Source organism: Altererythrobacter sp. KTW20L (genome assembly GCF_023501975.1).
Taxonomy (GTDB): domain Bacteria; phylum Pseudomonadota; class Alphaproteobacteria; order Sphingomonadales; family Sphingomonadaceae; genus Alteraurantiacibacter.
The window spans coordinates 22,684-44,841 of record NZ_JAMFLH010000012.1 but is presented as its reverse complement, the minus strand read 5'-3'; the positions used below and the strand labels follow the sequence as shown (position 1 = coordinate 44,841).

General features: G+C 65.5%; 17 protein-coding genes. 6 read left to right on the top strand and 11 right to left on the bottom strand.

The features are described from left to right. The first annotated feature begins 494 nt into the window (after positions 1 to 494). Positions 495 to 3,470, top strand: a complete 2,976-nt coding sequence (locus tag M3P36_RS12665; RefSeq protein ID WP_249704050.1) for an Rne/Rng family ribonuclease — start codon at positions 495 to 497, stop codon at positions 3,468 to 3,470. Between the two features lie 97 nt (positions 3,471 to 3,567). Here M3P36_RS12665 and M3P36_RS12660 read toward each other — a convergent pair whose 3' ends face one another. Both M3P36_RS12660 and M3P36_RS12655 read right to left on the bottom strand, forming a co-directional pair. Next, on the bottom strand, positions 3,568 to 4,203 hold the full coding sequence (locus M3P36_RS12660) for a class I SAM-dependent methyltransferase (RefSeq protein WP_249704049.1): 636 nt from the start codon (positions 4,201 to 4,203) through the stop codon (positions 3,568 to 3,570). 67 nt (positions 4,204 to 4,270) lie between these two features. After that, the gene (locus M3P36_RS12655; protein ID WP_249704048.1) at positions 4,271 to 5,701 is read right to left on the bottom strand and encodes an NAD-dependent succinate-semialdehyde dehydrogenase; all 1,431 of its coding nucleotides are present in this window, start codon (positions 5,699 to 5,701) and stop codon (positions 4,271 to 4,273) included. 185 nt (positions 5,702 to 5,886) lie between these two features. On the opposite strand from M3P36_RS12655, the gene M3P36_RS12650 reads away from it, so the two are divergent. The 3 genes from M3P36_RS12650 to M3P36_RS12640 all read left to right on the top strand — a co-directional run bounded on the left by M3P36_RS12650 (position 5,887) and on the right by M3P36_RS12640 (position 9,144). Beyond that, entirely contained in the window at positions 5,887 to 7,008 is a 1,122-nt protein-coding gene (locus M3P36_RS12650; RefSeq protein WP_249704047.1) for a sulfotransferase family protein, read from the top strand. 66 nt (positions 7,009 to 7,074) lie between these two features. After that, entirely contained in the window at positions 7,075 to 7,827 is a 753-nt protein-coding gene (locus M3P36_RS12645; RefSeq protein ID WP_249704046.1) for a glycosyltransferase family 2 protein, read from the top strand. Continuing rightward, on the top strand, positions 7,828 to 9,144 hold the full coding sequence (locus M3P36_RS12640) for a nucleotide sugar dehydrogenase (protein WP_249704045.1): 1,317 nt from the start codon (positions 7,828 to 7,830) through the stop codon (positions 9,142 to 9,144). It begins immediately after the preceding gene. Between the two features lie 15 nt (positions 9,145 to 9,159). On the opposite strand, the gene M3P36_RS12635 is transcribed toward M3P36_RS12640, so the two are convergent. The 3 genes from M3P36_RS12635 to M3P36_RS12625 all read right to left on the bottom strand — a co-directional run bounded on the left by M3P36_RS12635 (position 9,160) and on the right by M3P36_RS12625 (position 12,238). Then, positions 9,160 to 10,014 (bottom strand): nucleotidyltransferase family protein, encoded by an 855-nt coding sequence (locus M3P36_RS12635; protein ID WP_249704044.1) that lies wholly within the window; start codon positions 10,012 to 10,014, stop codon positions 9,160 to 9,162. Between the two features lie 12 nt (positions 10,015 to 10,026). After that, entirely contained in the window at positions 10,027 to 11,433 is a 1,407-nt protein-coding gene (locus M3P36_RS12630; RefSeq protein WP_249704043.1) for an MmgE/PrpD family protein, read from the bottom strand. A 76-nt stretch (positions 11,434 to 11,509) separates the two neighbouring features. Next, the gene (locus M3P36_RS12625; RefSeq protein ID WP_249704042.1) at positions 11,510 to 12,238 is read right to left on the bottom strand and encodes an SDR family NAD(P)-dependent oxidoreductase; all 729 of its coding nucleotides are present in this window, start codon (positions 12,236 to 12,238) and stop codon (positions 11,510 to 11,512) included. Between the two features lie 166 nt (positions 12,239 to 12,404). Between M3P36_RS12625 and M3P36_RS12620 the strand changes: the two genes are divergently transcribed. Continuing rightward, on the top strand, positions 12,405 to 13,187 hold the full coding sequence (locus M3P36_RS12620; RefSeq protein ID WP_249704041.1) for a succinate dehydrogenase iron-sulfur subunit: 783 nt from the start codon (positions 12,405 to 12,407) through the stop codon (positions 13,185 to 13,187). 1 nt (position 13,188) lies between these two features. Next, entirely contained in the window at positions 13,189 to 14,301 is a 1,113-nt protein-coding gene (gene zapE / locus M3P36_RS12615) for a cell division protein ZapE (protein ID WP_249704145.1), read from the top strand. Between the two features lie 11 nt (positions 14,302 to 14,312). Here the strand turns inward: zapE and M3P36_RS12610 are convergent, their stop codons facing one another. From M3P36_RS12610 to M3P36_RS12585, 6 genes are read right to left on the bottom strand one after another with little or no spacing between them, the layout of a single operon-like run. Then, complete coding sequence (locus M3P36_RS12610; RefSeq protein ID WP_249704040.1) at positions 14,313 to 16,211, bottom strand: XrtA/PEP-CTERM system amidotransferase; 1,899 nt, start codon at positions 16,209 to 16,211, stop codon at positions 14,313 to 14,315. 24 nt (positions 16,212 to 16,235) lie between these two features. Further along, the gene (gene xrtA / locus M3P36_RS12605) at positions 16,236 to 17,786 is read right to left on the bottom strand and encodes an exosortase A (protein ID WP_249704039.1); all 1,551 of its coding nucleotides are present in this window, start codon (positions 17,784 to 17,786) and stop codon (positions 16,236 to 16,238) included. Next, the gene (locus M3P36_RS12600) at positions 17,776 to 19,005 is read right to left on the bottom strand and encodes a TIGR03087 family PEP-CTERM/XrtA system glycosyltransferase (protein ID WP_249704038.1); all 1,230 of its coding nucleotides are present in this window, start codon (positions 19,003 to 19,005) and stop codon (positions 17,776 to 17,778) included. The genes xrtA and M3P36_RS12600 overlap by 11 nt, the downstream gene beginning before the upstream one ends. Beyond that, positions 19,002 to 20,063, bottom strand: coding sequence for a FemAB family XrtA/PEP-CTERM system-associated protein (locus M3P36_RS12595; RefSeq protein WP_249704037.1), 1,062 nt, complete (start codon positions 20,061 to 20,063; stop codon positions 19,002 to 19,004). Before M3P36_RS12595 ends, M3P36_RS12600 begins: the two co-directional genes overlap by 4 nt. Then, the gene (locus M3P36_RS12590; protein WP_249704036.1) at positions 20,060 to 20,962 is read right to left on the bottom strand and encodes an XrtA system polysaccharide deacetylase; all 903 of its coding nucleotides are present in this window, start codon (positions 20,960 to 20,962) and stop codon (positions 20,060 to 20,062) included. Before M3P36_RS12590 ends, M3P36_RS12595 begins: the two co-directional genes overlap by 4 nt. 29 nt (positions 20,963 to 20,991) lie before the next feature. Next, positions 20,992 to 22,149: an XrtA/PEP-CTERM system-associated ATPase gene (locus M3P36_RS12585; protein ID WP_249704035.1), complete on the bottom strand. Its 1,158-nt coding sequence runs from the start codon at positions 22,147 to 22,149 to the stop codon at positions 20,992 to 20,994. Positions 22,150 to 22,158: the final 9 nt, after the last annotated feature.

Genomic DNA, 22,158 nt, shown 5'->3' with positions numbered 1-22,158 from the left:
AACCGCCCGCGCCACAAAACGTTGAACCAATATGGCCTTAAGACAGGAAATTTACCAATCCACGCAATAAGGTTGCCGAGGCTTTCCCCAAATGCTAGCCGAGCAAATCCCCGGACCAAACTGTTCTTTGGCAGTTCCGGGGCAATTCCGGCACCGCGATCATCTCGGTTACGGTCAAGAATTACAGGTTGATGTCACGATGAAAAGCAGGAGCACCATGGTCAGCCGGCGGTCGAAAGACCGCACTGCGGCTGGCCCGGCTCTCGCGCAGAAAGAAATCCTGCGCCTTTCCATCATGGCAGACACGTTCCGCAGCGCCACCAGCCGGCTTTCCGGTGGCAGCGCTTATCAAATCCTCCCTGCACCGCTCCGGTCTGGCACTCTGCCGGATCGACCGGCCTTGCGGGGAATCCACACAAATCGGCGTGCTCTGACGGCGCTCGGCCAATTTCGGCCAGGCGCAAGTCGAGGATCACATGCCCGGAGAATATTTAATGGCAACCCGCATGCTTATCGATGCGCGCCACCCGGAAGAAACGCGGGTGGCAGTCCTCAAGGGAAACCGGATTGAGGAGTTCGACTTTGAATCTGCCGAACACAAGCAGATCAAGGGCAACATCTATCTCGCCAAGGTAACCCGCGTTGAACCTTCGCTCCAGGCGGCCTTCGTGGACTTTGGCGGCAATCGCCACGGGTTCCTCGCCTTCAGCGAAATCCATCCCGACTATTACCAGATCCCCTCCGAGGATCGCGCCCGCCTGCTGGCGGAAGAACAGGCCGCTGCCGACGAGGAAGCCGCCCTGCGCGCCGAGGAAGACGACGACGAGGACGGCTACTCCGACGAGGACTATCGCGGAGACGACCACGACGATGATGATGACGACGACGACCACGACGGGGTCGAGGAAATCGACACATCCGAAAAGGACGAAGTCGCCACGATCGAGGACGGCCAGGTCGCCAATGGCGATGACGACTCGGACGAAAACGGCGACGACGAAATCGACGGCGATAACGACGCCGGCTCCGAAGACGATTCGGACGAGGAAACCGGCGATGCCAATGGCCGCTCGCGCGGTGGTCGTGGGCGTGGTGGTGATCGGGGCCGCGGCGGCCGTGGCCGCCCGCAGGGTCGCCGTCAGGGTGGCGGATCGAACCGTGCCAAGGAAATCGACGACGTGCGCGCCAAGCGCCAGGCTCTGCGTCGCCGCTACAAGATCCAGGACGTCATCCAGCGCCGCCAGGTGCTGCTGGTCCAGGTGGTCAAGGAAGAACGCGGCAACAAGGGCGCCGCACTCACCACATACCTCAGCCTGGCAGGCCGCTATTGCGTGCTCATGCCCAATTCCAGCCACGGCGGCGGCATCAGCCGCAAGATCTCCAGCGGCTCGGATCGCAAGCGGCTGAAGCAGATCGTCAACGAACTGACCCTGCCCAAATCGATGGGCCTGATCGTTCGCACCGCGGGCCTCCAGCGCAACAAGACCGAGATCAAGCGCGATTTCGACTATCTCGCCCGCCTGTGGGACGAGATCCGCGAACGCACACTGTCGTCTAGCGCACCGGCCGCGATCCATTCGGATTCCGACCTCATCAAGCGCGCCATCCGCGACATCTACAACCGCGAGATCGAAGAAGTGGTGGTCGAAGGGGCCGAAGGCTACCGCGCCGCCCGCGATTTCATGAAATTGTTGATGCCCAGCCACGTGCGACGGGTGAAGGCCTATTCCGATCCGGTCCCGCTGTTCCAGCGATACGGCGCGGAAGACCAGCTTTCGGCGATGTACGATCCGGTGGTCCAGCTGAAAAGCGGCGGCTACCTCGTCATCAACCCGACAGAAGCGCTGGTCTCGATCGACATCAACTCGGGCCGTTCCACCAAGGAACACGGCATCGAGGCGACCGCGCTCAACACCAACCTTGAAGCCGCGCGCGAAATCGCCCGTCAGCTGCGCCTGCGCGACATGGCCGGCCTGGTGGTGATCGACTTCATAGACATGGAGCACTCCGGAAACACCCGCAAGGTCGAGCGGTGCATGAAGGACTCGCTCAAGAACGACCGCGCGCGCATCCAGGTGGGCCGTATCTCGGGCTTCGGCCTGATGGAGATGAGCCGCCAGCGCCTGCGCACCGGCGTGCTGGAGGCCACCACCCGCCAGTGCCCGCACTGCGATGGCACGGGCCTCGTCCGCACCGCCAGCTCCGCTGGTCTTTCAGCCCTGCGCCTGATCGAGGACGAAGCCGCCAAGGGCAAGGGCACAGTGATCACGCTCTATGCTTCCACCGAAGCGGCCGTTTACCTGCTCAACGCCAAGCGCGCCGACCTCGCCGAGATCGAGCATCGCTATCACGTGATGGTGCAGGTCGTGCCCGAAGGCGAGAACGAGGGCGCCAAGATGCGCGTCGCCTCGTCCGGCCCGCGCCCGACCGAAATGCCCGCGTTTGAGCCCATCGCGCTCGAAGTCGAAGACCTCGAGGACTATCCCGAGGAGGACGAGGAAGAGGAAGAGTTCGAAGCGGATCGTTCCGAGGACGACAGCGATCGCGAATCCGGTCGTGAACGCGGCCGTGGCCGTGGCCGCAGCCGTGGTGGCCGTGGCCGCTCGCGCGATAGTTCGCGCGATGTCGCTCCCGCAAGCGACACCGATCGCGAAGAGGAAGCCCGCGAAGTCCCGCGCGAAGGCGAGACCGAGGAAGAGGCCGATGCCCGCCGCAAGCGTCGCCGCCGCCGCCGTGGTGGCCGTGGCCGTGGCCGCGACCGTGACGAGAACGGCGCGGAACAGGCCGAAGGCGCCGAGGGCAATGCTGCCGAAGGCGAGGAAGCCGGTTCGGACGATATTTCGGATGACCGCGAACCGCGTGAAGGCGAGGATGCCGAGAACGGCGAAGGTCGTCCCAAGCGTCGCCGTCGCGGTGGTCGTGGCCGTGGTCGTCGGCGTGACGAAGCTGGCAACGAAGCCGAAAGCGATGGTAGTGACGAGCAGACAGCTTCGGATGAGGCCGCCGAGGAAGCCGCTCCCGTCGAAGCCGCAGCCGAACCCGCTCCGGTAGAACCCGAGGTGGCGGAAAAGCCCAAGCGCACCCGCCGCAAGAAGGCCGATGCAGTGGAAGCCGCGCCGGAAGAAGTAGCGGCCGAAGTGGCAGCGCCGGAGGCGGCAGAGGAAGCCCCGGCCAAGCCCGCCCGTCGCAGCCGCAAGAAGGCCGAGACGGTGGAAGCTCCGGCAGCGGCCCCCGCACCGGCCGACGTGCCCGCCGTGACCGATGCGCCGGAAGAAGCAGCCAAGCCCAAGCGCGCGCCGCGTCGCAAGAAGGCTGAAGCTGCCGGTGACACTCCTGCCCCGGAGCCTGCCCCGGCAGCGGAACCGGCACCTGAAGCGGCAGCCGAACCGGCCAATGATGCCAACGGTGAAACCGAAGCCGGCAGCCAGCCCCGCCGCGGTGGCTGGTGGCAGCGGACCTTCGGGCAGTAATCGCACTATCGCGCACATGCGTGACTGACATGAAAAACCCCGGCGAAGCATCACGCTTCGCCGGGGTTTTTCTTTCGCCGGATAGATTGCGTGCTGACTAGTCGCCGGCCTTCCGCGCCACGCCCCATTCCATCCAGCCGGCCCACTTGGGCACGCCGTCGAAATACTCCTGGCCTACCGGTTCCAGCACGAAGCCTGCGGGCGCGATAACCGGGCCGATCTCGCGGGTGAGGTGGCAATTGCCCATCAGGCGCTTCCACACAGGCTCCAGCCGCCGCTGCCACTTCTGCTGCGCCAGATCGGGTGCCTTGCCATGTTCAAGATAGAGCAGCGTGCCGCCGGGCTTCAGCACCCGGCGCATCTCGCTCACCACCTTGGCCGGATCGTCCACCGAACACAGGGTATAGGTGCAGACCACCGTATCGAAACTGGCATCGTCAAACGGGATCGCCTCGCCCACGCCCTGGCGGATATCGGCCTCCCAGCCGGACTCCTTCGCCCGCGCCCGCGCTGCATCCAGCAAGGCGCCGTTGGGATCGATCCCGGCAAAGCTGGTGACCGCGGAATGGTCATAGAGCGGCTGGTTATAGCCCCCGCCCACGCCCATCTCGAACACGTCGCCGCGCGCCAGCGGCACGACCTGGCGTCGCAGTTCGGTCACTTCGGGCGTGCCGCAACCGGCGGCCACGCATTTGGGCAGGATTTTCTCGTTATACCAATGGCCAAGGCCCATGGCGCTTGCTCCCCCTGTTATTGTTTTTCTTTCTTGGTCAGGCCGACAACCCTCAGGAAGAAATCCCTCAGGACGACAGGCCACCGACCAAACGATATTTCAGCTCGAGGTATTCGTCCATACCGTGGCGCGATCCTTCGCGGCCAAGGCCCGATTCCTTCACCCCGCCGAACGGCGCGACCTCGGTGCCGAGCAGCCCTTCGTTGAGCGCAACCATGCCGTATTCCAGCCCGTCCATCACCCGCCACGCGCGGCCGATATCGCGGGTGTAGAGATAGGAGGCGAGGCCATACCGGGTGTCGTTGGCGATGCGCAGCGCTTCGTCCTCGCCGCTGAACTTCATAACCGAGGCGACCGGCCCGAAGATTTCCTGCTGGGCGATCTCCATGTCCTGCGTCACGCCGGTCAGGACGGTGGGGGTATAGAACTGCGCGCCGGCATTGTGCCGGTTGCCGCCACAGGCGAGGCTCGCGCCCTGCCCGCGTGCGTGATCGACCTTGGATTCCACCCCTTGCAAGGCGCGATCGTTGATCAGCGGGCCGACCTGGCTGGCGGGATCGAGGCCATTTCCGGTCACCAGCGCAGAGGCCCGCGCCACATAGCGATCGACGAATTCGTCGTGCACGCTGTCTTCCACCAGAAGGCGGTTGAGGCCGATGCAGGCCTGCCCGGCGTTGCGGAACTTGGCCACCAGCGCGCCTTCCACGGCAGCTTCCATGTCGGCATCGGCAAACACGATGAACGGCGCGTTCCCGCCCAGTTCCATGCTCGCGCGCTTCACCGTGCTGCCCGCCTGGGTCAGCAGCAGCTTGCCGATGGCGGTGGAGCCGGTGAAACTGATCTTGCGCACAGTGGGATGGGTGCAGAACACCTTGCCGACCATCGCCGCATCGGCACTAGGGAGGATGCGGAAAATGTCCGCCGGAATACACGCCTTCCGTGCCAGGGCCTCCAGCGCCAAAGCGCTAAGCGGTGTGCTTTCGGAAGGCTTCATCACCATGGCACAGCCCGCCGCCAGCGCCGGGGCGGCCTTGCGGGTGATCATGGTCAGGGGGAAATTCCATGGGGTTATCGCGGCGCAGGTGCCGACCGGCTCCTTGGTCACGATCACGTCCTTGCCGTGGCCGAAGCTGGGAATCGTCTCGCCATAGGCGCGGCGCGATTCCTCGCTGAACCATTCGACGAAGCTGGCGGCGTAATCCAGTTCGCCACGCGATTCTGCCAATGGCTTGCCCGCTTCCAGAGTGCAGATCAGCGCCAGCTCTTCGCGGTGGGCGACGATCAGGTTGAACCAGTCGCGCAGCGCATAGGCGCGGGTCTTGGCCAGTTCGCCCGCCCAGGCCTTGCGCGCCGCCTCGGCAGTGCGGATCACAACGTCGATCCCGGCCTCGTCATAGGTCCGCACCCTGCACAGGACCTCGCCGGTGGCCGGATTGGTCACCTCCATGCCCGTGTCGTCCAGCCCGTGGGCGAGGAGTGCGGTGGGAAGTTGGGTCATGATCAATTCCTGCTGGCGGGATGGCTCTTGGATGGCCGGGCCGACTTGCCCATTTGTGTCCGCTTTGCCAAGGGCCGCAGGCCGCATCCGCCGCGTTTCGGTTGACATTTTGCCCCCGGCGGACCTAAGGGGCCGCGCGCTCGCGGGCACCCTCCGCCCCGACCCGCTCATGCCACGGAGAACCTTTGACGGCGCTCTACGCCCTGCCGGACCATGAAGTGGTCATGGCCCTTGTCCCCCATGTGGGCAGCACCCGCCTGTCGAACGACGCGGCGGTAGAGCGCATCCGCGCGGTCCCGGGCATGGTGCCGCTGGCGATCGATCCCGGCACAAACGGGGCGGACGCGACAGTGCTGTGGGCCGATATCGGCGACCACCCGTTCCGCGAATGGCAGTACATGTTCACCGTCGAGGCGCTGGCGAAAGCAGGCAGCATCGGCGAGGCCTTTGCGACTTCGCTCGACGTGCTGCTGGATGACCGGATCCTGGCCGATCCGATCGAACCAAGCGGCTTCATGTTCCACATCTCGCGCTGCGGCTCGACGCTGACAGGCAAGGCCATTGCCCGCTCTCCGCGCAATCTGGTGATCAACCAGGGCGGTCCGCTGCAACGCGGCTTCTGGGCCGCGATCACCCGCGATTTCAGCCAGCCTGCCGCGCCGTCGGAGGAAAACCTCCACATGTTCCGCAACCTGGTGCTGGCGATGACCCGGCGGCGGCGGCCGGAGCAGGTGCACAGCTTCGTCAAGTTCATCAGCTGGAATACGCTCTATATCGACTTCGCCATGCAGGCCTTTCCCCAGGTGCCCGCGCTATTCCTCTATCGCGACCCGGTGGAAGTGGTCGCCTCGGTCCTGCGCGAGACCAGCGCGGTCCTGTGGGCCAAGGGACGGCGGCAGGCGGGCTTCCTGGCGGGCGTGGACTGGCAGGATACGCAGGCCATGGACGAGATCGAATACCTCGCCCGCTGCTTTGCGCGCTATCTGGAAGTGGCGGAGCAGGCCGAAGGCCGCGTCGCCCACGTGAACTACCGCGATATCAACCCGGCCAATTTCCCCGCCATGCTGGCGCGCGGGTTCCACTTCGACCCGGGGGCGGACGAGCTGGCCCTGATGGCCGAGCAGTTCGCCTTCCATTCCAAGGATGACAGCGACAGCCGCAAGTTCACTTCCGACAGCGCGCAAAAGCAGTCGGAAATCTCCGACGCGGACAAGGCACTGGTCGCCAGTTTCTGCGCGCCGGCGATGGAGCGGCTGGACACATCGCCCGCCAATCTCTTCGCCCGCGCCAGCCGCTCTGTGGGATAACAGCCAACTGGCTCTTGCCGCAATTTCTGCGGACACTACTTTGGAAGCCTACCGATGGAGACCAATTTGACCGACGCTACCGAAAAACTGCTGAGTGTCGTCATCCCCAACTACAACTACGGCCGCTTCTTGAGCGAGGCGATCGCCAGCGTGGCGGCGCAGACCTATGGGCCGATCCAGTTGATCGTGGTGGACGATGCCAGCACCGACAATTCGGTGGAAGAAGCACACCGCGCGCTCGATCAGGCAGATAGCCTGGACAGCACCATGCTGATCGCGCTGGAAAGCAATGTCGGCAAGCTGGGCGCGCTCAACCGGGCGCTGGAGCATGTCACCGGCCACTATTTCATCATCCTGGATTCCGACGATATCCTGCTGCCCGACTATGCGGAGCGCACCATCGCCGAACTGGAGAAGGCCCGCGCCGAGGACCCGTCGATCGCCTTCCTCTATACCGATTGCATGCTGATCAACCAGGCGGGCGAACAGCTCGACCGGGGCAAGTCCACCGCGTGGGACCCCGCCCTGCTCGATCGCTATTCCTTCGTACCCGAGCCTGCCACCTGCCTGGCCGCGCCGGTGCTGGAATCGGCGCCCTATGACGAGGCGATCCGCAAGGGTACCAAGCACCACAAGTGGAAGCGCATCGTTGCCAAGGGCTGGAACGGCCGCCACCTGCCCGAGCCTCTGTTCTGTTATCGCATGCACGATGCCAACCTGTCGGGCATCGGCAAGCGCGTGACCGCCGAAGTCGAAAGCGGCATCGGCGGCGAGCGCATCCTGTCCGGCTACTGGCCGCTGCAGACGACCGAGCGCTGAATGACCCAGGTGGCGAGCAAGCAGGCAACCGCGCCCTTCCCGCTGGCGCTGGAAGACGTGCGCATCGGCGTGGTGGGCCTTGGCTATGTCGGCCTGCCGGTGGCCGTGGCTTTCGGCCGCCAGTTTCCCACCGTAGGCATCGACATCAAGCCTGCGAGGATCGCCAACCTGAAGGCCGGGCATGACGAGACCAAGGAAGCGACGCCCGCCGAACTGGCCGAAGCGACCCAGCTCACCTTCACCGGTGAATGGGACGAGGTGGCGCAGTGCAATGTGTTCATCGTTACCGTGCCCACCCCGCTCGATGGTCACAACCATCCGGACCTGAAGCCGCTGGAAAGCGCCACCCGCGCCATCGGCAAGGTGCTGAAGCGCGGCGATATCGTGATCTATGAAAGCACGGTCTATCCCGGCTGCACCGACGAGTTCTGCGTACCGATCCTGGAAGAGCTGTCGGGCCTCGTCTATAATGCCGACTTCTTCTGCGGCTACAGCCCGGAACGGATCAACCCGGGCGACAAGCTGCGCAAGCTGCCCGATATCCTCAAGATCACCAGCGGCTCCACGACCGAAGCGGCCGATTTCGTCGATGCGCTCTATCGCCGTGTCGTGACCGCGGGCACCCACCGCACCAGTTCGATCCGCGTAGCCGAAGCCGCAAAGGTGATGGAAAACACCCAGCGCGACCTCAACATCGCGCTCGCCAACGAACTTGCGATGATCTGCAACTCGCTCGGCATCGACACATTGGAAGTGCTGGAAGCAGCAGGCACCAAGTGGAACTTCATGGCGGTGCGTCCCGGCCTTGTCGGCGGGCACTGCATCGGTGTCGATCCCTATTACCTCACCCACAAGGCCGAGGCGATCGGGCACCATCCCGAGGTTATCCTGGCCGGCCGCCGGATCAACGACCGCGTTGGCAAGTACGTGGTGAACCAGTTCGTCCGCCTGATGGGCCGCAAGGGCCTGCTCAAGGGTGACCTGCGGGTGCTGGTGCTGGGTTTTGCCTTCAAGGAAAACTGCCCCGACCATCGCAACACCAAGGTCGCCTCCATCGTCGAGCACCTGCACGAATTCGACATCGCGGTGGATGTCTATGACCAGTGGGTCGATGCCGATGAATGCGCGCTCGAATACGGCATCCGCCCGGTCAGCGTGCTGGAAACCGGCAAGTACGACGGCATCATCCTGGCCGTGGCGCACGACGATATCGTCGCCATGGGCGCCGACGGCATCCGCGCTTTGGGCAAGCCCGGTGCGGCGCTGTACGACGTGAAAAGCGTGCTGCCGGTCGATGCGGTGGACCAGCGGCTCTAGGCCGCCGCTCCTGCCCTAGTTCCCCGCCGCTTCCCGCCGCTTGATCAGCGTGGCTTCTGTCAGGTCGAAGCTGTGCTTGTGGTCAACGTCGATCGGGCCATAGGAATAGTCCAGCATGATCGGCGCGATGGTGACGCCCATCCGCCGCCCGATCGATGCCACCAGCCCGCGCATGTCGGACAGCTTCAGCTTGTAGAGCACGAAGGGCACCAGCCCGAAGGCCTTGAGGATGCGCATGTGACGCTTGCCGAACTGGCCGCCGCTCTCGAACACCTTCACGGCTTTCAATGACCGCCGGTTGCGCAGGGCATAGAGGTTGCAGGACGAATAGCCGCCGTCCTTCAACTGGTGGAACGCCAGGCCCGAATCGGCATAGTCGCGCAGCACCACTTCCTCGCTGCTGAAGGCGACTGCGCCATCTTCGGTCGTGGCCCAGAACTGGCGCATGAAATCCTGCAGCAGCTCCGGAGTATGCAGCGCGTTGTCGCCGGTGGTGATGATGAGCGGAAGCGGATCGGGCATCTGCTCCACCGCGTAGAGCACGCTGTCGGCCAGGTTTCCGCGCGAAGGCACGCAAACCACCCGGCCTTCGTCCAGCCAGCCGCTCATCTTCGGCGTGGCGCGCAGGATGTCTTCGCCTTCGACCGAAACGTGGATCGTGGCGAAACAGCCACTGTCCACCAGCGCTTCCAGCACGCGCTCCAGCATGACCTGGCCGTCGATCTCGACAAGGCACTTGTGCGACTTGTCCTGTAACTTGGCGACAGGATCATCAACGCCCCGGCGGCTGGCAGCCATAACCAGAACGGCAGCGTGGGGGAAGATTTCGCCGGTATGCGGATTGGTATGGGATTGCATCGGGTTGGTCATCCGGCTGGAGTATCAGTGAGCCGCGCCAGGCGCAAAGGCCGCGTGGCGCATCAGGTCGTCGGCATTGGCCAGCGCAGGAAAGTGGGCCAGCTTTTCGCGCAAGGCGGCGCGCGCCGGGCCATCGAGCACGCCGGTGCAGCATTCATCGAACTTGGCCCAGTATTCGTCCCAGGTGAACGGCGCGGCCTTGCTGCCCTTGGGCCATTCGTGCACCGACTTGAGCTGGCGGCCATCCTTGAGCGTGATGTGGACCTCGGTCGGGAATTCGCCTTCCAGCTTGTCCACGGGATGGCGGTGGATCAGTGGGAAGAGGCGGCGCACGTCGTCGCCCCAGATCGCTTCCTCGGTGAAATCCACCAGCGAGCAGCGGCCTCGCGCCAGCACGCAGCCGACCGCATATTCGGCGGAAAACTTGGCTTCCAGCGGGCTTTGCGGATCATTGTAGAACACGTTGTTGAAGTGGACGCGCGGCATATGCAGGTCCACGCTGGCCACTTCGGTGGCGGTGAATTGGTGTGCCGCCATCAGGTCCAGCACGCCATCCATCGCGCGGTGAATCGCACCGCAGGTTGGGAAACGCTTCACGCGGAACTTGTGTTCGGTAATCAGCAGAGGCTGCCCCACGCTCTCCAGTTCGAAGCGCAGGTTCTGGCCATGCTCGACATGGGTTATGCTGTCACGCAAGTCCTCGTAATCCGGCCCTACCATCAACCGGTTCATGCCCGTCCGTCCGTCCAGGGTGTCGCGCCCAGCGGTGATCCCGGCCTCGGCCATATGGGCGGCCATGATCCCACCCTTGGCAGCAAGCCCGGCGTGGACCGGCTTCATCTCGGTGCCGAACTGGCTCATGAAACCGGCCGACATGCTGGTGGCGATGGACAGCGCGCGAGTGCAGGCTTCGGCGTCCAGCTGCAGCAGCCGGCAGACCGCCGCCGTCGCGCCCATCACACCCACAGTGGCAGTGGCGTGCCAGCCGCGGTTGCGGTGCGTGGGGTTGAGGCCCTGCCCGATCCGGCCAAGGATCTGCAGGCCGACGATATAGGCATCGATGCAGGCCGCGCCGGAAAGCGCGCGTTCCTCGGCCACGGCCATGATGGCGGGCAGCAGGACGGTGGTGGGGTGCGCCTTGGGCGGATCAAAATTGTCATCGAAATCAAGCGCGTGGGCGATTGTGCCGTTGACCAGCGCGGCCCAGGGCGCGGCGAGGCGCTGCTGCTGGCCGAACACTGTACAGGGCCCCAGCCCCCACGCCGCGACAGTGGCGAACAGCTTTTGGGCCACCGGCTCGACCGCGCCGGGCACCATGACCGCCACGGTATCGACCCATTCGCGATGAGCCCAGTCGCGCGCATCATCTGGCCACGCATCGGGGACCCCGGCGATCCATGCACCGTAGACGTCGAGGGGGTTGTTGTTCACGGGTATCCTGTTCAAACCGCAGCCCCTCTAGACCCCGGCATTTGGCGACGCAAGGCAGCGGTTTCCCATGCACAGGCTAGGGCGCGATTTCGCTGCCATCCCAGCTCAGCAACTTGCCGCTGTCCGCCGAAGTCACTTCTCCTGCCACCCGCACCAGGCCGACTGCAGCGTCGCGCCGGGTGAACAGCTTGCCGGGTGCGACGTTGGCCTGGAACGGTTGCGACAGAGGGGTATCGACCGTGCCGGGATGGAGCGCGACGACCGCGCCCTGCGGATGCGTCCGCGCCATTTCCAGCGCGAAATTCCGCACCAGCATGTTCAGCGCCGCCTTGCTCGCGCGATAGGAATGCCATCCGCCCAGCCCATTGTCGCTGATCGATCCGACCTTGGCGGACAACACGGCGAAGACCCAGCGCCGGTCACGCGGCATCAGGGGCAGCATATGGCGCGCGATCATGGCCGGCCCGATGGTGTTGACTGCCATTGAGCGGGCCATCGCGGCGGGATCGAGTGCCTTGAGGCTGCGTTCGGGGCCGGTGCCGTCTTCCAGCGTCAGGGTGCCGGTAGCGACAAGGATGAAATCGGGCGGGCTATCCGCCATGGACGCCGCTGCCGCTGCAATGCTGGCTTCGTCTGTCAGGTCGAAGCGGAACGGCTCGATCAGGTGGTGCTTGGGCGCCTCGCCACTGCGCGATCCGGCCTGAACCTTCACGCCGCCATCGGCCAGCACGCGGCACACGGCCGCGCCGATACCGCCGGTTGCGCCGAACACGGCGGCCCTGGTCGGCCAGCCGTCGGTCCTCACTGCTCCACTCCCAATTCCATCACGATCATCATATCGCCGGAATGTGGTTTGGGAACACGGCCTTTCCGCCTATATCCCCCGTTAGCCTCTATACATCCAAGGTCCACCTTGCCCTTGCCGCACGATTGTCTAGATAGGGCGCGTCCAGTCGAACAGCGGGAACATCATGGCGACATTCACCCTGCCCAAGAACAGCAAGATCAATGGCCAGGGCCAGGCGTACAAGTCTGCTACCGGCACGCGCATCAAGCAGTTCCGCATCTATCGCTGGGATCCCGACAGCGGGCAGAACCCGCGGTATGACACGTTCGAGATCGATCTCGACAACTGCGGCCCCATGGTGCTGGACGCGCTGATCAAGATCAAGAACGAGATCGACCCCACACTGACCTTCCGTCGGTCGTGCCGCGAGGGCATCTGCGGATCGTGCTCGATGAACATGAACGGCAAGAACGGCCTCGCCTGCACTTCCGCGATCGAGGATCTGTCGGGCGAAATCCGCATCACCCCGCTGCCGCACATGGAAGTGATCAAGGACCTGGTCCCCGATTTCACGCATTTCTATGCTCAATATGCCTCGATCCGTCCATGGTTGCAGACGGTTTCGACCACGCCCAGCGGCAAGGAGCGCCTGCAATCACCCGAACAGCGCGAAAAGCTGGACGGCCTGTACGAATGCATCCTGTGCGCCTGCTGCTCCACTGCCTGCCCCAGCTACTGGTGGAATTCCGACAAGTTCCTCGGCCCCGCCATCCTGCTCCAGGCCTATCGCTGGCTTGCCGACAGCCGCGACGAGATGACGGGCGAGCGGCTGGACGAGCTGGAAGATCCCTTCCGCCTCTACCGCTGCCACACGATCATGAACTGCTCGAACGTGTGCCCCAAGGGTCTCAGCCCCGCACGCGCCATTGCCGAAATCAAGAAGATGCAGGCGGAACGGCAGGTCTGACCTGTCCGGATTGATTGCCCGTTACGAAGCACTGCTGGCATCGGGCGAACTGCGCCCCGATGCGGAGCAGCGCGGCGCGGTAGAAGTGCTGGCGCGGGTGCAGCAGGGACTTGAAAGCGGCAAGTCCACCGGCTTCTTCCAGCGTCTGATCGGCAGGCCCGAACCCGTTCGCGGGGCCTACCTGTGGGGCGGCGTCGGGCGCGGCAAGTCGATGCTGATGGACCTGTTCCACGAAACCCTGGCCATCGATCAAAAACGCCGCGCCCATTTCCACGCCTTCATGCTGGAAGTCCACCAGCGCCTGCGCGCCGAGCGGGCGAAGGAACTGGGCGACCCCATCGCACCGGTGGCAGCGGACCTTGCGGCTGACCTCAAGTGCCTCGCCTTTGACGAGATGGTGGTCAATAACAGCGCCGATGCGATGATCATGAGCCGCCTGTTCCGCGCCCTGATCGTGGATCATGGCGTCTGCGTGGTCACCACCAGCAACCGCCCACCGCGCGATCTCTACAAGGACGGCCTCAACCGCGAGCATTTCCTGCCATTCATCGACCTCATCTCGGCACAACTTGACGTGGTGGAACTGAACGGGCCGGTCGATTACCGGCTGGAACGGATCGGCGGCATGGCAAGCTGGCACTGCCCGCTGGGCGACCACGCCACGGCGCAGGTGCGCGAGCTGTTCTTCCGCCTGACCGACTTTGCACCGGAAGATGCCGCCCATGTCCCCTCGGCCGATCTCGACCTTGGCGGCGGGCGCAAGCTGCACGTGCCCAAAAGCCTGAAGGGCGTTGCCGTGTTCAGCTTCAAGCGGCTGTGCGGCGAAGCGCGCGGGGCGGCGGATTACCTCGCCATTGCCCAGGCCTATCACACCGTTATCGTGGTCGGCATTCCACAGATGGACCGCGACATGCGCAACGAGGCCGCGCGCTTCGTAACGCTGGTCGATGCGCTCTACGAGAACCGCGTGAAGCTGTTCGCCACGGCGGCGGTCGAGCCGGAAGACCTTTATCCTTCGGGCGACGGAGCCTTCGAATTCGAACGCACGGTCAGCCGCCTGAAGGAAATGCAGAGCGCCGCCTACATGGCGCTGGGGCATGGCGAGGCGGGTTAGGGCGAGGCAGGCTAAGCGACGATCCCCAGCCGCGCCAGCGAGCGGTCGAGCATGATCAACTGCCACAACAGTCGCGAATGGTCGCTGCGGCCGGAGATGTGCGCCTCGGCCAGCCGCGCCACCTGGGCCTTGTCGAACCACCCGGTGCGCGCCAGCATCGAACTTGCCGCAATGCCCCGCGTCTGCGCCTGCAACGGCCCGCGCAGCCACTGAGCAATCGGCGTGACGAACCCCTGCTTGGGGCGGTAGAGAATGTCCCTCGGCAGATAGCGCTCCATCGCCTTCTTCAGCAGCCACTTGCCCTGCCCGCCCTTCACCCGCAGCCCTTCGGGCAAGCTCGCGGCGAATTCGACCAGGCGATGATCGAGCAACGGCTCACGCGCTTCCAGGCCCACCGCCATCGATGTGCGATCCACCTTGGTCAGGATATCACCCGGCAGCCAGAACTTGAGGTCGGCATATTGCGCAGCATCGAGGCCGGAGCGCGCCGGTGCACCCTCCATCATCGCCACCAGCGGCTGCTCCGCCCGGTAGCCGCGCAGCTCGCCGAACAAGTCTTCGCCATAGAGGCCAAGCCGCACTTCGGGCGGCACGGCGGACAAGGCGCGGGCATAGCCCTCGGCCCCGGTTCCCGCGAGCGATTGCAGCGTGGACTTGGCGCGCAGCGGTTGCGGCAGCCAGTCGCCCTTGGGCCAATGGCGGCCCAGCGGCCCCAGCAGCTTCTGCCGTGCCGAGGCGGGGATGAGCGCGCGCACCTGGCTCTCGCGGTGATGGAACACCTGCCGCCGGTAGCCCGCCAGCGCCTCGTCAGCCCCGTCGCCCGACAGGGCCACGGTCACACTCTCGCGCGCCAGCTGGCACACCCGCCAGGTGGGCAAGGCAGAGCCATCAGCAAAGGGCTCGTCGAACATGGCGGCGATGGTGTCGATCGCGCCGAACTGGTCGGAACCGACGGTGCGGCTGGCATGATCGGTGCCGAACAGCTCGGCCACCCGCGCGGCGTAGCTGGTCTCGTCCACCGCCGCCACGTCGAACCCGATGGAGCAGGTGCGCACCGGCGCGGCGCTCGCCTCGGCCATCATGGCGACAACGCTGGAGCTGTCCACCCCGCCCGAGAGGAACGCGCCCAGTGGCACGTCTGCCACCATGCGCGACGTCACCGCCTCGCGCAGGTGGTGGAGCAGCTCGGCTTCCAGGTCGCGCGCCTTGCCCGGGCGGCGTTCGGCAAATGAAATGTCCCAGTACTGCTGCGGAGCCGCGGGCGTGGCATCGTGGCGGAGCAGGTGGAAATGACCGGCGGGCAGCTTCTCGACACCTTTCAGCATGGACCGGTGATCCGGCACATAGCCCCAGGTCATATAGTCTTCCACCGCCAGCGGATCGGCCTCGCGTCGCAGCAGGGGATGGGCGAGCAGGCCCTTCAGCTCGCTGGCAAAGGCCAGTGACCCGTCGCTGAGCATGGCGGTGTACAGCGGCTTCACCCCGAACCTGTCGCGAGCGAGGAACAGCGTGCGTTCGGCCTTGTCGTAGATGGCGAAGGCGAACATGCCGTTGAGGCGGTTGAGGCAGGCAGCCCCCCATTGCTGGTAGGCGGCCAGGATCACCTCGGTATCGCCGTGGGTGTTGAACTGCGCGCCCAGCCCCTCAAGCTCGCGGCGCAGTTCGGCAAAATTGTAGATCTCGCCGTTGAAGCTGATGACGTGGCGCTCGTCGGCCGAGACCATCGGCTGCGGCGATCCGGCAATGTCGATGATCGACAGGCGGCGATGGCCCAGCCCAACCCCCGGCGCGGTCCACACGCCTGATCCATCGGGACCGCGATGGGCCAGTACGTCGCACATCCGCTCGACCCGCGCCGGATCGACCGGCTTGATCGTGCCGCAATGGAAAATGCCCGCAATCCCGCACATATTCTGCCCCTTGTGGCCTGATCCTTAGGGCTGGAGTGCGATGCGGTCCATCCACGCGCCACTATCGTCGGTGGAGGCCAGGAAGCGGCGGAGGGATTCTTCGGCAGACACCGGCCCGCCCTCGCTGGCGGAGAGGATCAGCAGCATGGTGGGGTGCGGATCGAAAGCCAGCCGATCGTGCATGTTGGACAGTTTGAGCCGCACAAGACTGCCGCTCAGCATGTCGCGGTGGCGATAGAATGTCAGGGTCACGCGGTGAAAGTCCCCCGCGCGGATCCGCTCGCTGATACCGCCACCAAAGTCCGGTCCGGGCGAATGCCAGCGCCAGTCTGTGCCCGGCATCAGGGCACCCTCGCCAAAGGCCCCGGCCTCGCGCCCTTCGTCCTGCGCGGCGTAGAGCGCATAGAATACGTCCACCTGCGCGCCATCGGCATCACGGTAGAAGCCGAGCAGGCGATGATCCGCTCCGGCGGCGCGCGGCTCCCACCACAGGCCCGAAGGATCTGTCCACTCCCAACCTGCCACATCCGGCAGAGCGATTTCCTGCGGTAGCACCGCTTCCACCTGCCGCGCCTGGGCCGACCATGCGACAAAGCCCAACGCCAGCGCTGCACCTACTACCAGCAGGCGGGTGACGGGCGCGGAGAAGGCATCGAGCGCGGCCAGCAGCGGCGAGCGGGCGATCGCTTCGCCATCGATGAACGGATCGGCCTGCGGGCGGTCGAACCAGGGCCATGCCAGCGCCAGCAAAAGGCCCATGACCAGCGCAAAGAATACCCAGCCATAGAAGATGTGATCGAACCCCACGGCAAATTCGATGCCCTGCGATTGGGCGATGAAGATCGTGCCCCAGGCGCGAACGCCATTTGCGAAGATCGGCAGCACCACCGCTGCCACCATGAACAGGGTCCGCCGCTTCCAGCTGGTAAAGCACACATGGGTCGCCAGGGTGCCCAGCGCGACCATGGCGACAAGGAACTTCACGCCCGAACAGGCCTCGGCCACTTCGAACAGCCCCACCGGCGTATCGATGAACACGCCGTTGATTTCCGCCGGAATGCCGCTCCAGTGGGTGAAGGCGATGGTGATCGCCGCCGTGATCATCTGCAAAGTGGGGACCAGTTCGTCACCGAACGGAACGAGGAACAGCATATAGGCCAGCGGAAACAGCAGGGCGACGGACACGCGAACGCCCAGCATGGTCACGGCCATGGCCTGCAGGGCCACCACCAGCGCCAGATGCGTGGCCAGGGCCAGGCCGGTCACATCGCCCAGCAGCCACAGGAACAGCGCTCCCGCCAGCCCCAGCAGTCCCGGCCACCAGCCCCGCGGCGCCAGTTTCGCCAGTTCCGGCGCACGCACGCCGACCAGCCAGCCGAGTATCAGCGGCACGAACAGCACGTGGTTGTAGGTCGAGCTGTTCCAGTATTGCCCCACGATGTCGGCCACAACCGGAGCGAACAGCACCAGCAGCAGGGTCCAGCCCAGCGCCAGGTGGAGCAGGGGCTTGCGCCAGGTCTCGGGCAGGCGCTCGGTTAGCGTGGCACGGCGGGGGAGAGCAAGGTCAGGCAGCATCGCGCTGCTCCGGTGCAGGCTTGGCAAGGCCCAGCAAGCCCGCCAGCGGTGCAAGCATGGCCGGCCATGACTGCCGCTCGATCACGAAGCGGCGGGCAGCATCGCCCATCGCCTGGGCCATGCCGGGCATTGCGGCAAGGCGCAGGATCGTGGCCACGAAGGCGGCATCGTCAGGCGCGACGGAAAAATGCTCGCCATCGCGCGCGGCAATGCCGGTGGCGGCTTCTGGTGACAGGACAACCGGGCGGGCCATGGCCATCGCCTCCAGCACCTTGTTCTGCACCCCGCGCGCGATGGCCAGCGGGGCCACGACCATGTCGGCAGCGCCAAGGTATGGCCGCATATCGGCCACCGCCCCGTGCACCGTCGTCCCCTCGATCCCGTCGAGCGCACGTACTGCGCGGACAGGCGCACGGCCAACGATGTGGAAGCGGGCATAAGGCAGCACACGGCGCACTTCCGGCATCACCTGATGCACCATGCGTTCCACCGCCGCCACGTTAGGCGGATAGTCCATCTGGCCGGTGAACAGCAGGTGCGGTCCCTCGCCGGACATGGCCGCTGCCGGAAAGATACCCTGGGGCGAGAAATGGTCGGCGTCGATCCCGTTGCCCAGCGCCGTGATGTTGCGGGCGAGCGGCACACGGGCGCGCAGCAGGGCCGCTTCCTCCTCGCTCACCAGCAGGGTGTGGTCAGCGCGCCCGGCAAGGCGCGCTTCCTCAGCCGACAGCAACCGGCCCTCGCGCTGGTGGACCCACGCCTGCGGAAAGGCCGCGGTGGTCCCATAGGCTTCGAACTTGGCCGAATCGACATCGCACAGGTCGATCACCGTGCGACCGCTCCAGCTTGGCGGAACGAATTGCCCGATCTGGCCGGAGAATACATAGACCGCAGCGATGCGTCCGCTCGCCAGCAGGTCTGCCACCCAGCGCGCCAGCCGGGCCGAGCGATAGGCCGCAACACTCACCGCCTCGCCGCGCAGCAGCGCTTCGATCCCGGCGACTGGCAGCGGCTTGCCGCGCGTCACCACGCAGGTGCTGGCGGCGAGCATGTCGAGCGTGGGCTCATGCGCGCGGTCCGCCTCGCTATCGACGAAGCAGCCGACATGGACCGGGGCCAGCCGGGCCAGCGCCCGCAGCACATGGGCCGAACGGATGCGGTCGCCGCGATCGGGCGGAAACGGCAGGCGGTGCGCCAGGAACAGGATCTCTCCGCTCATCCCAGACCCCGCGCAATCAATGGTCCCAGCCGGTTGGCGACAGCGAGCGGCAGCTTCTTCCACAGCGCGATCTGCATGGCATGGGCGGCACTGGTGGGATCGGCATCGCGCGCCTCTGCACCCGGCGCAGTCCAGCTGGCATAGGCGAGCGGCTGCGGCTCGAACCCCCAGTTGCGCTTGAAATGGAACGCGCCGCTGCCGGTCTTGCTGCGCCCGAAATCGAACCGGTCGCAACCGCGCGCGCGGGCATGGTTCATCAGCGCATAGTACATCACGTCATTGGCCCGCCAATGCCGCGCCGCCGCCGTGCCGCCGCCCCAATAGGGCATCACCGCCCCATCGTGATAGAGCGACAGCACGCTGGCCAGCGGCTCGCCCTCATGGCGCACCGTGAGGATATCGGCATCGAGCGTGTCGAGCACGGCGTCGAACAGGCTGCGGGGAAAGACCGGCGTGCCGAGGTTGCGCACGCTTTGCGCATAAACGGCATAGTGCGCGGCGCGATCAGCCTCGCCCCGCCCTGTGCTGATTTCCATCGCATGGCCCAGCCCGCGCCGCACTTCGGCGCGCTGCTTGCGGGGGATTGCTAGCAATTGCGTCTCGTCATCGGCGGCGAGCGGGGCGACAAAACCGCAGTGGCTGTCGGTCCGCATGGTCCAGTCGGCGGGGACATGGCCGCCGCGCAGTTCGATGGTCGGGCAGGACAGGCGCAGCGCCAGTTCCTCCGCCGCGCGGCACAGCGCCTCGGCGGTTTGCGGCCGGTCGGCCAGCGCGCCGCCTTCCACCGCAAAGCCGCTGGAAGCGAGCATCCGGCCGAATATGGGCGAATGAATTTCGTTCAGGGGAAGCCAGCCGGTGATCGCCCCGCCCCGTTCGGCCAGCAACCCGCGCGCCTTGTTGCCGGTGCCGCTTTCGACCGCCAGCAACCATGCCGGGCGATGGAACACCGAGCCACCGGAAGCGGCGACAAAGCCTTCGATCAGCGCCAGTTCCGCCGCATCGGCAAGATTGGCGGCGCGCATGGCAAGCGTCCGTTCGATGGCGAAGGGCGCGTTCATGCGGCCTCGGCTTGCAGCAGCGCCTTCTCGCGGTGGGCCAACACGTCCATGCGGCCCCAGGCGAATTCGTGGATCAACTGGCGCAGCTTGGGCGCCATCTTGTGGAGGTTGGTATAGTGCCGCAGCCGCGATTTCAGCGGCGCACCCGCCACCCGCGGCTGGCCGGGATCAATTTCCCACGGATGGAAATAGAAAATCGCCGGGCGCTGGTCCGTGCGGTTGACCTGGCGGATGGCCCAGCGCGAAAAGGCATAGGGCAGCACGCGGAAGAACCCGCCGCCGCCCGCCGCCAGTCGCTTGCCGGCAAACATCGCGGTGGTGACGGGTATTTCGACCAGCCCTTCCCACGGCATCGGACGGAAGGCGAAACGCGGCGCATCGGCCCAGCCATAGTGGTCATGGGCCACCGGGGCCACGCTGGAGGAATAGTCATAACCCTGCGCAACCAGTTCGGCATAGGCCCAAGGCGTGCGGTGATCGATCGAGAAGCTGGGCGCGCGATAGCCGGTCACGCGGGCGCCGCTGGCATCCTCGATGGCCTTGCGGGCAGAGGAGATATCCTCGGCAAATTCGAACGGCGTCATGGTGTGGACCCGGCGATGGTCCCATCCGTGGCTGGCAATTTCGTGCCCGCGTGCCACGATCTCGCGCAGCAGGCCGCCGTGGCGCTGGGCGACCCAGCCAAGGGTGAAGAACGTGGCGCTGGCCCGCGCCTCGTCGAACAGGTCGAGGATTTCGCGCACGTTGCGATCGACCCGGTCATCGAGCCCCGCCCAGTCGCCGCGTTCGATCACGTCCTCGAACGCGCCGACCTGGAACCAGTCCTCTACATCGACCGACAGGCCGTTGACGATACGGCTGTCTGTTTCGATCGCTGGTTGCAGGCTGATCGCGTTCACTTTCCAAATCTCCGTGGCAGGCGGCCCATTCAGGCCGCCTTGCTCTCGTCCATTTCGCCTTCGATCCATTCGATCAGCATGGTCAACGTGTGGCGGATCGTGCGTTCCTGCTCGAAGGTCTTGGCATCGAGCCGGGCGATCTTTTCCTGCAGGGCCTGGATCTCGGGCTGCATGGCGGCGGCAACGGCCTGGTCCTGCTGTTCGGCCAGTTCGACCACGGCCTGCTGCAGTTCGGCGATCTGCGCATCGCGTTCGGCCAGCATGTCCTCAAACACCTGCGGATCAAGCATGGGGGCAGGCGCCGGTTCGGGCGCGGCGTGGTAATCCTGCGGCTCGGGGTTGACCATCGGCTTGGGCGCGGCGGCGGGGAAGGCCCGTTCGCCGGCCATCTCGTCCAGCACCGATTGCAGCATGGCGGCATCGATGCGGCTGCGTTCCTCGACTGCGCCCAGCAAAAGCAGACGGTTGGCGATCTGGTTGACCCGGCGCGGAATGCCGCCCGAAGCTTCGAACAGTTCGGTGAACACGCGCTGGTCGAAGGCGGGGTTGCCTTGCCAGCCGACCTTCTGCAGCCGGTGGACGATATAGGGCTCGATCTCGCCCTTCTGCATCGGCTCCAGGTGGTGCGCGGCGATCACCCGCTGGCGCAGCTGCTCCAGGTCCGGATGGCTTTGCAGCGTGGTGCGGAATTCCGGCTGGCCCAGCAGCAGGGTCTGCAACAGCGGATGGCTGCCAAGCTGGAAGTTCGACAGCATGCGCAGTTCTTCCAGCGCGGGCACGGCCAGGTTCTGCGATTCGTCCACCACCAGCAGGCAGCGGCGGCCGGCGCGGGCTTCTTCATGCAGGAAGCTCTCGATCGCGCCCAGGGCGCTCGCCTTGTCGTGGCCCTCGATGTCGAGGCCAAAGCTCTGCGCCACCACATGGACGATTTCCTCGCCATCCAGCTTGCTGGTGACGACCTGGGCCACGGTGACCTGCGACGGGTTGATGCTGGCCATCATGTGGGCGACCAGCGTGCTCTTGCCCGCGCCGACCTCGCCAGTGATGACAATGAAGCCCTCACCCTGCGCCAGGCCATAGCCGAGATAGGACAGCGCCTTGCGGTGCGTGACCGAGCGGAAATAGAATTCCGGATCGGGCGTAAGCTGGAAGGGCTTTCCGGTTAGGCCGTAGAAATCATCGAACATGGATCTGCT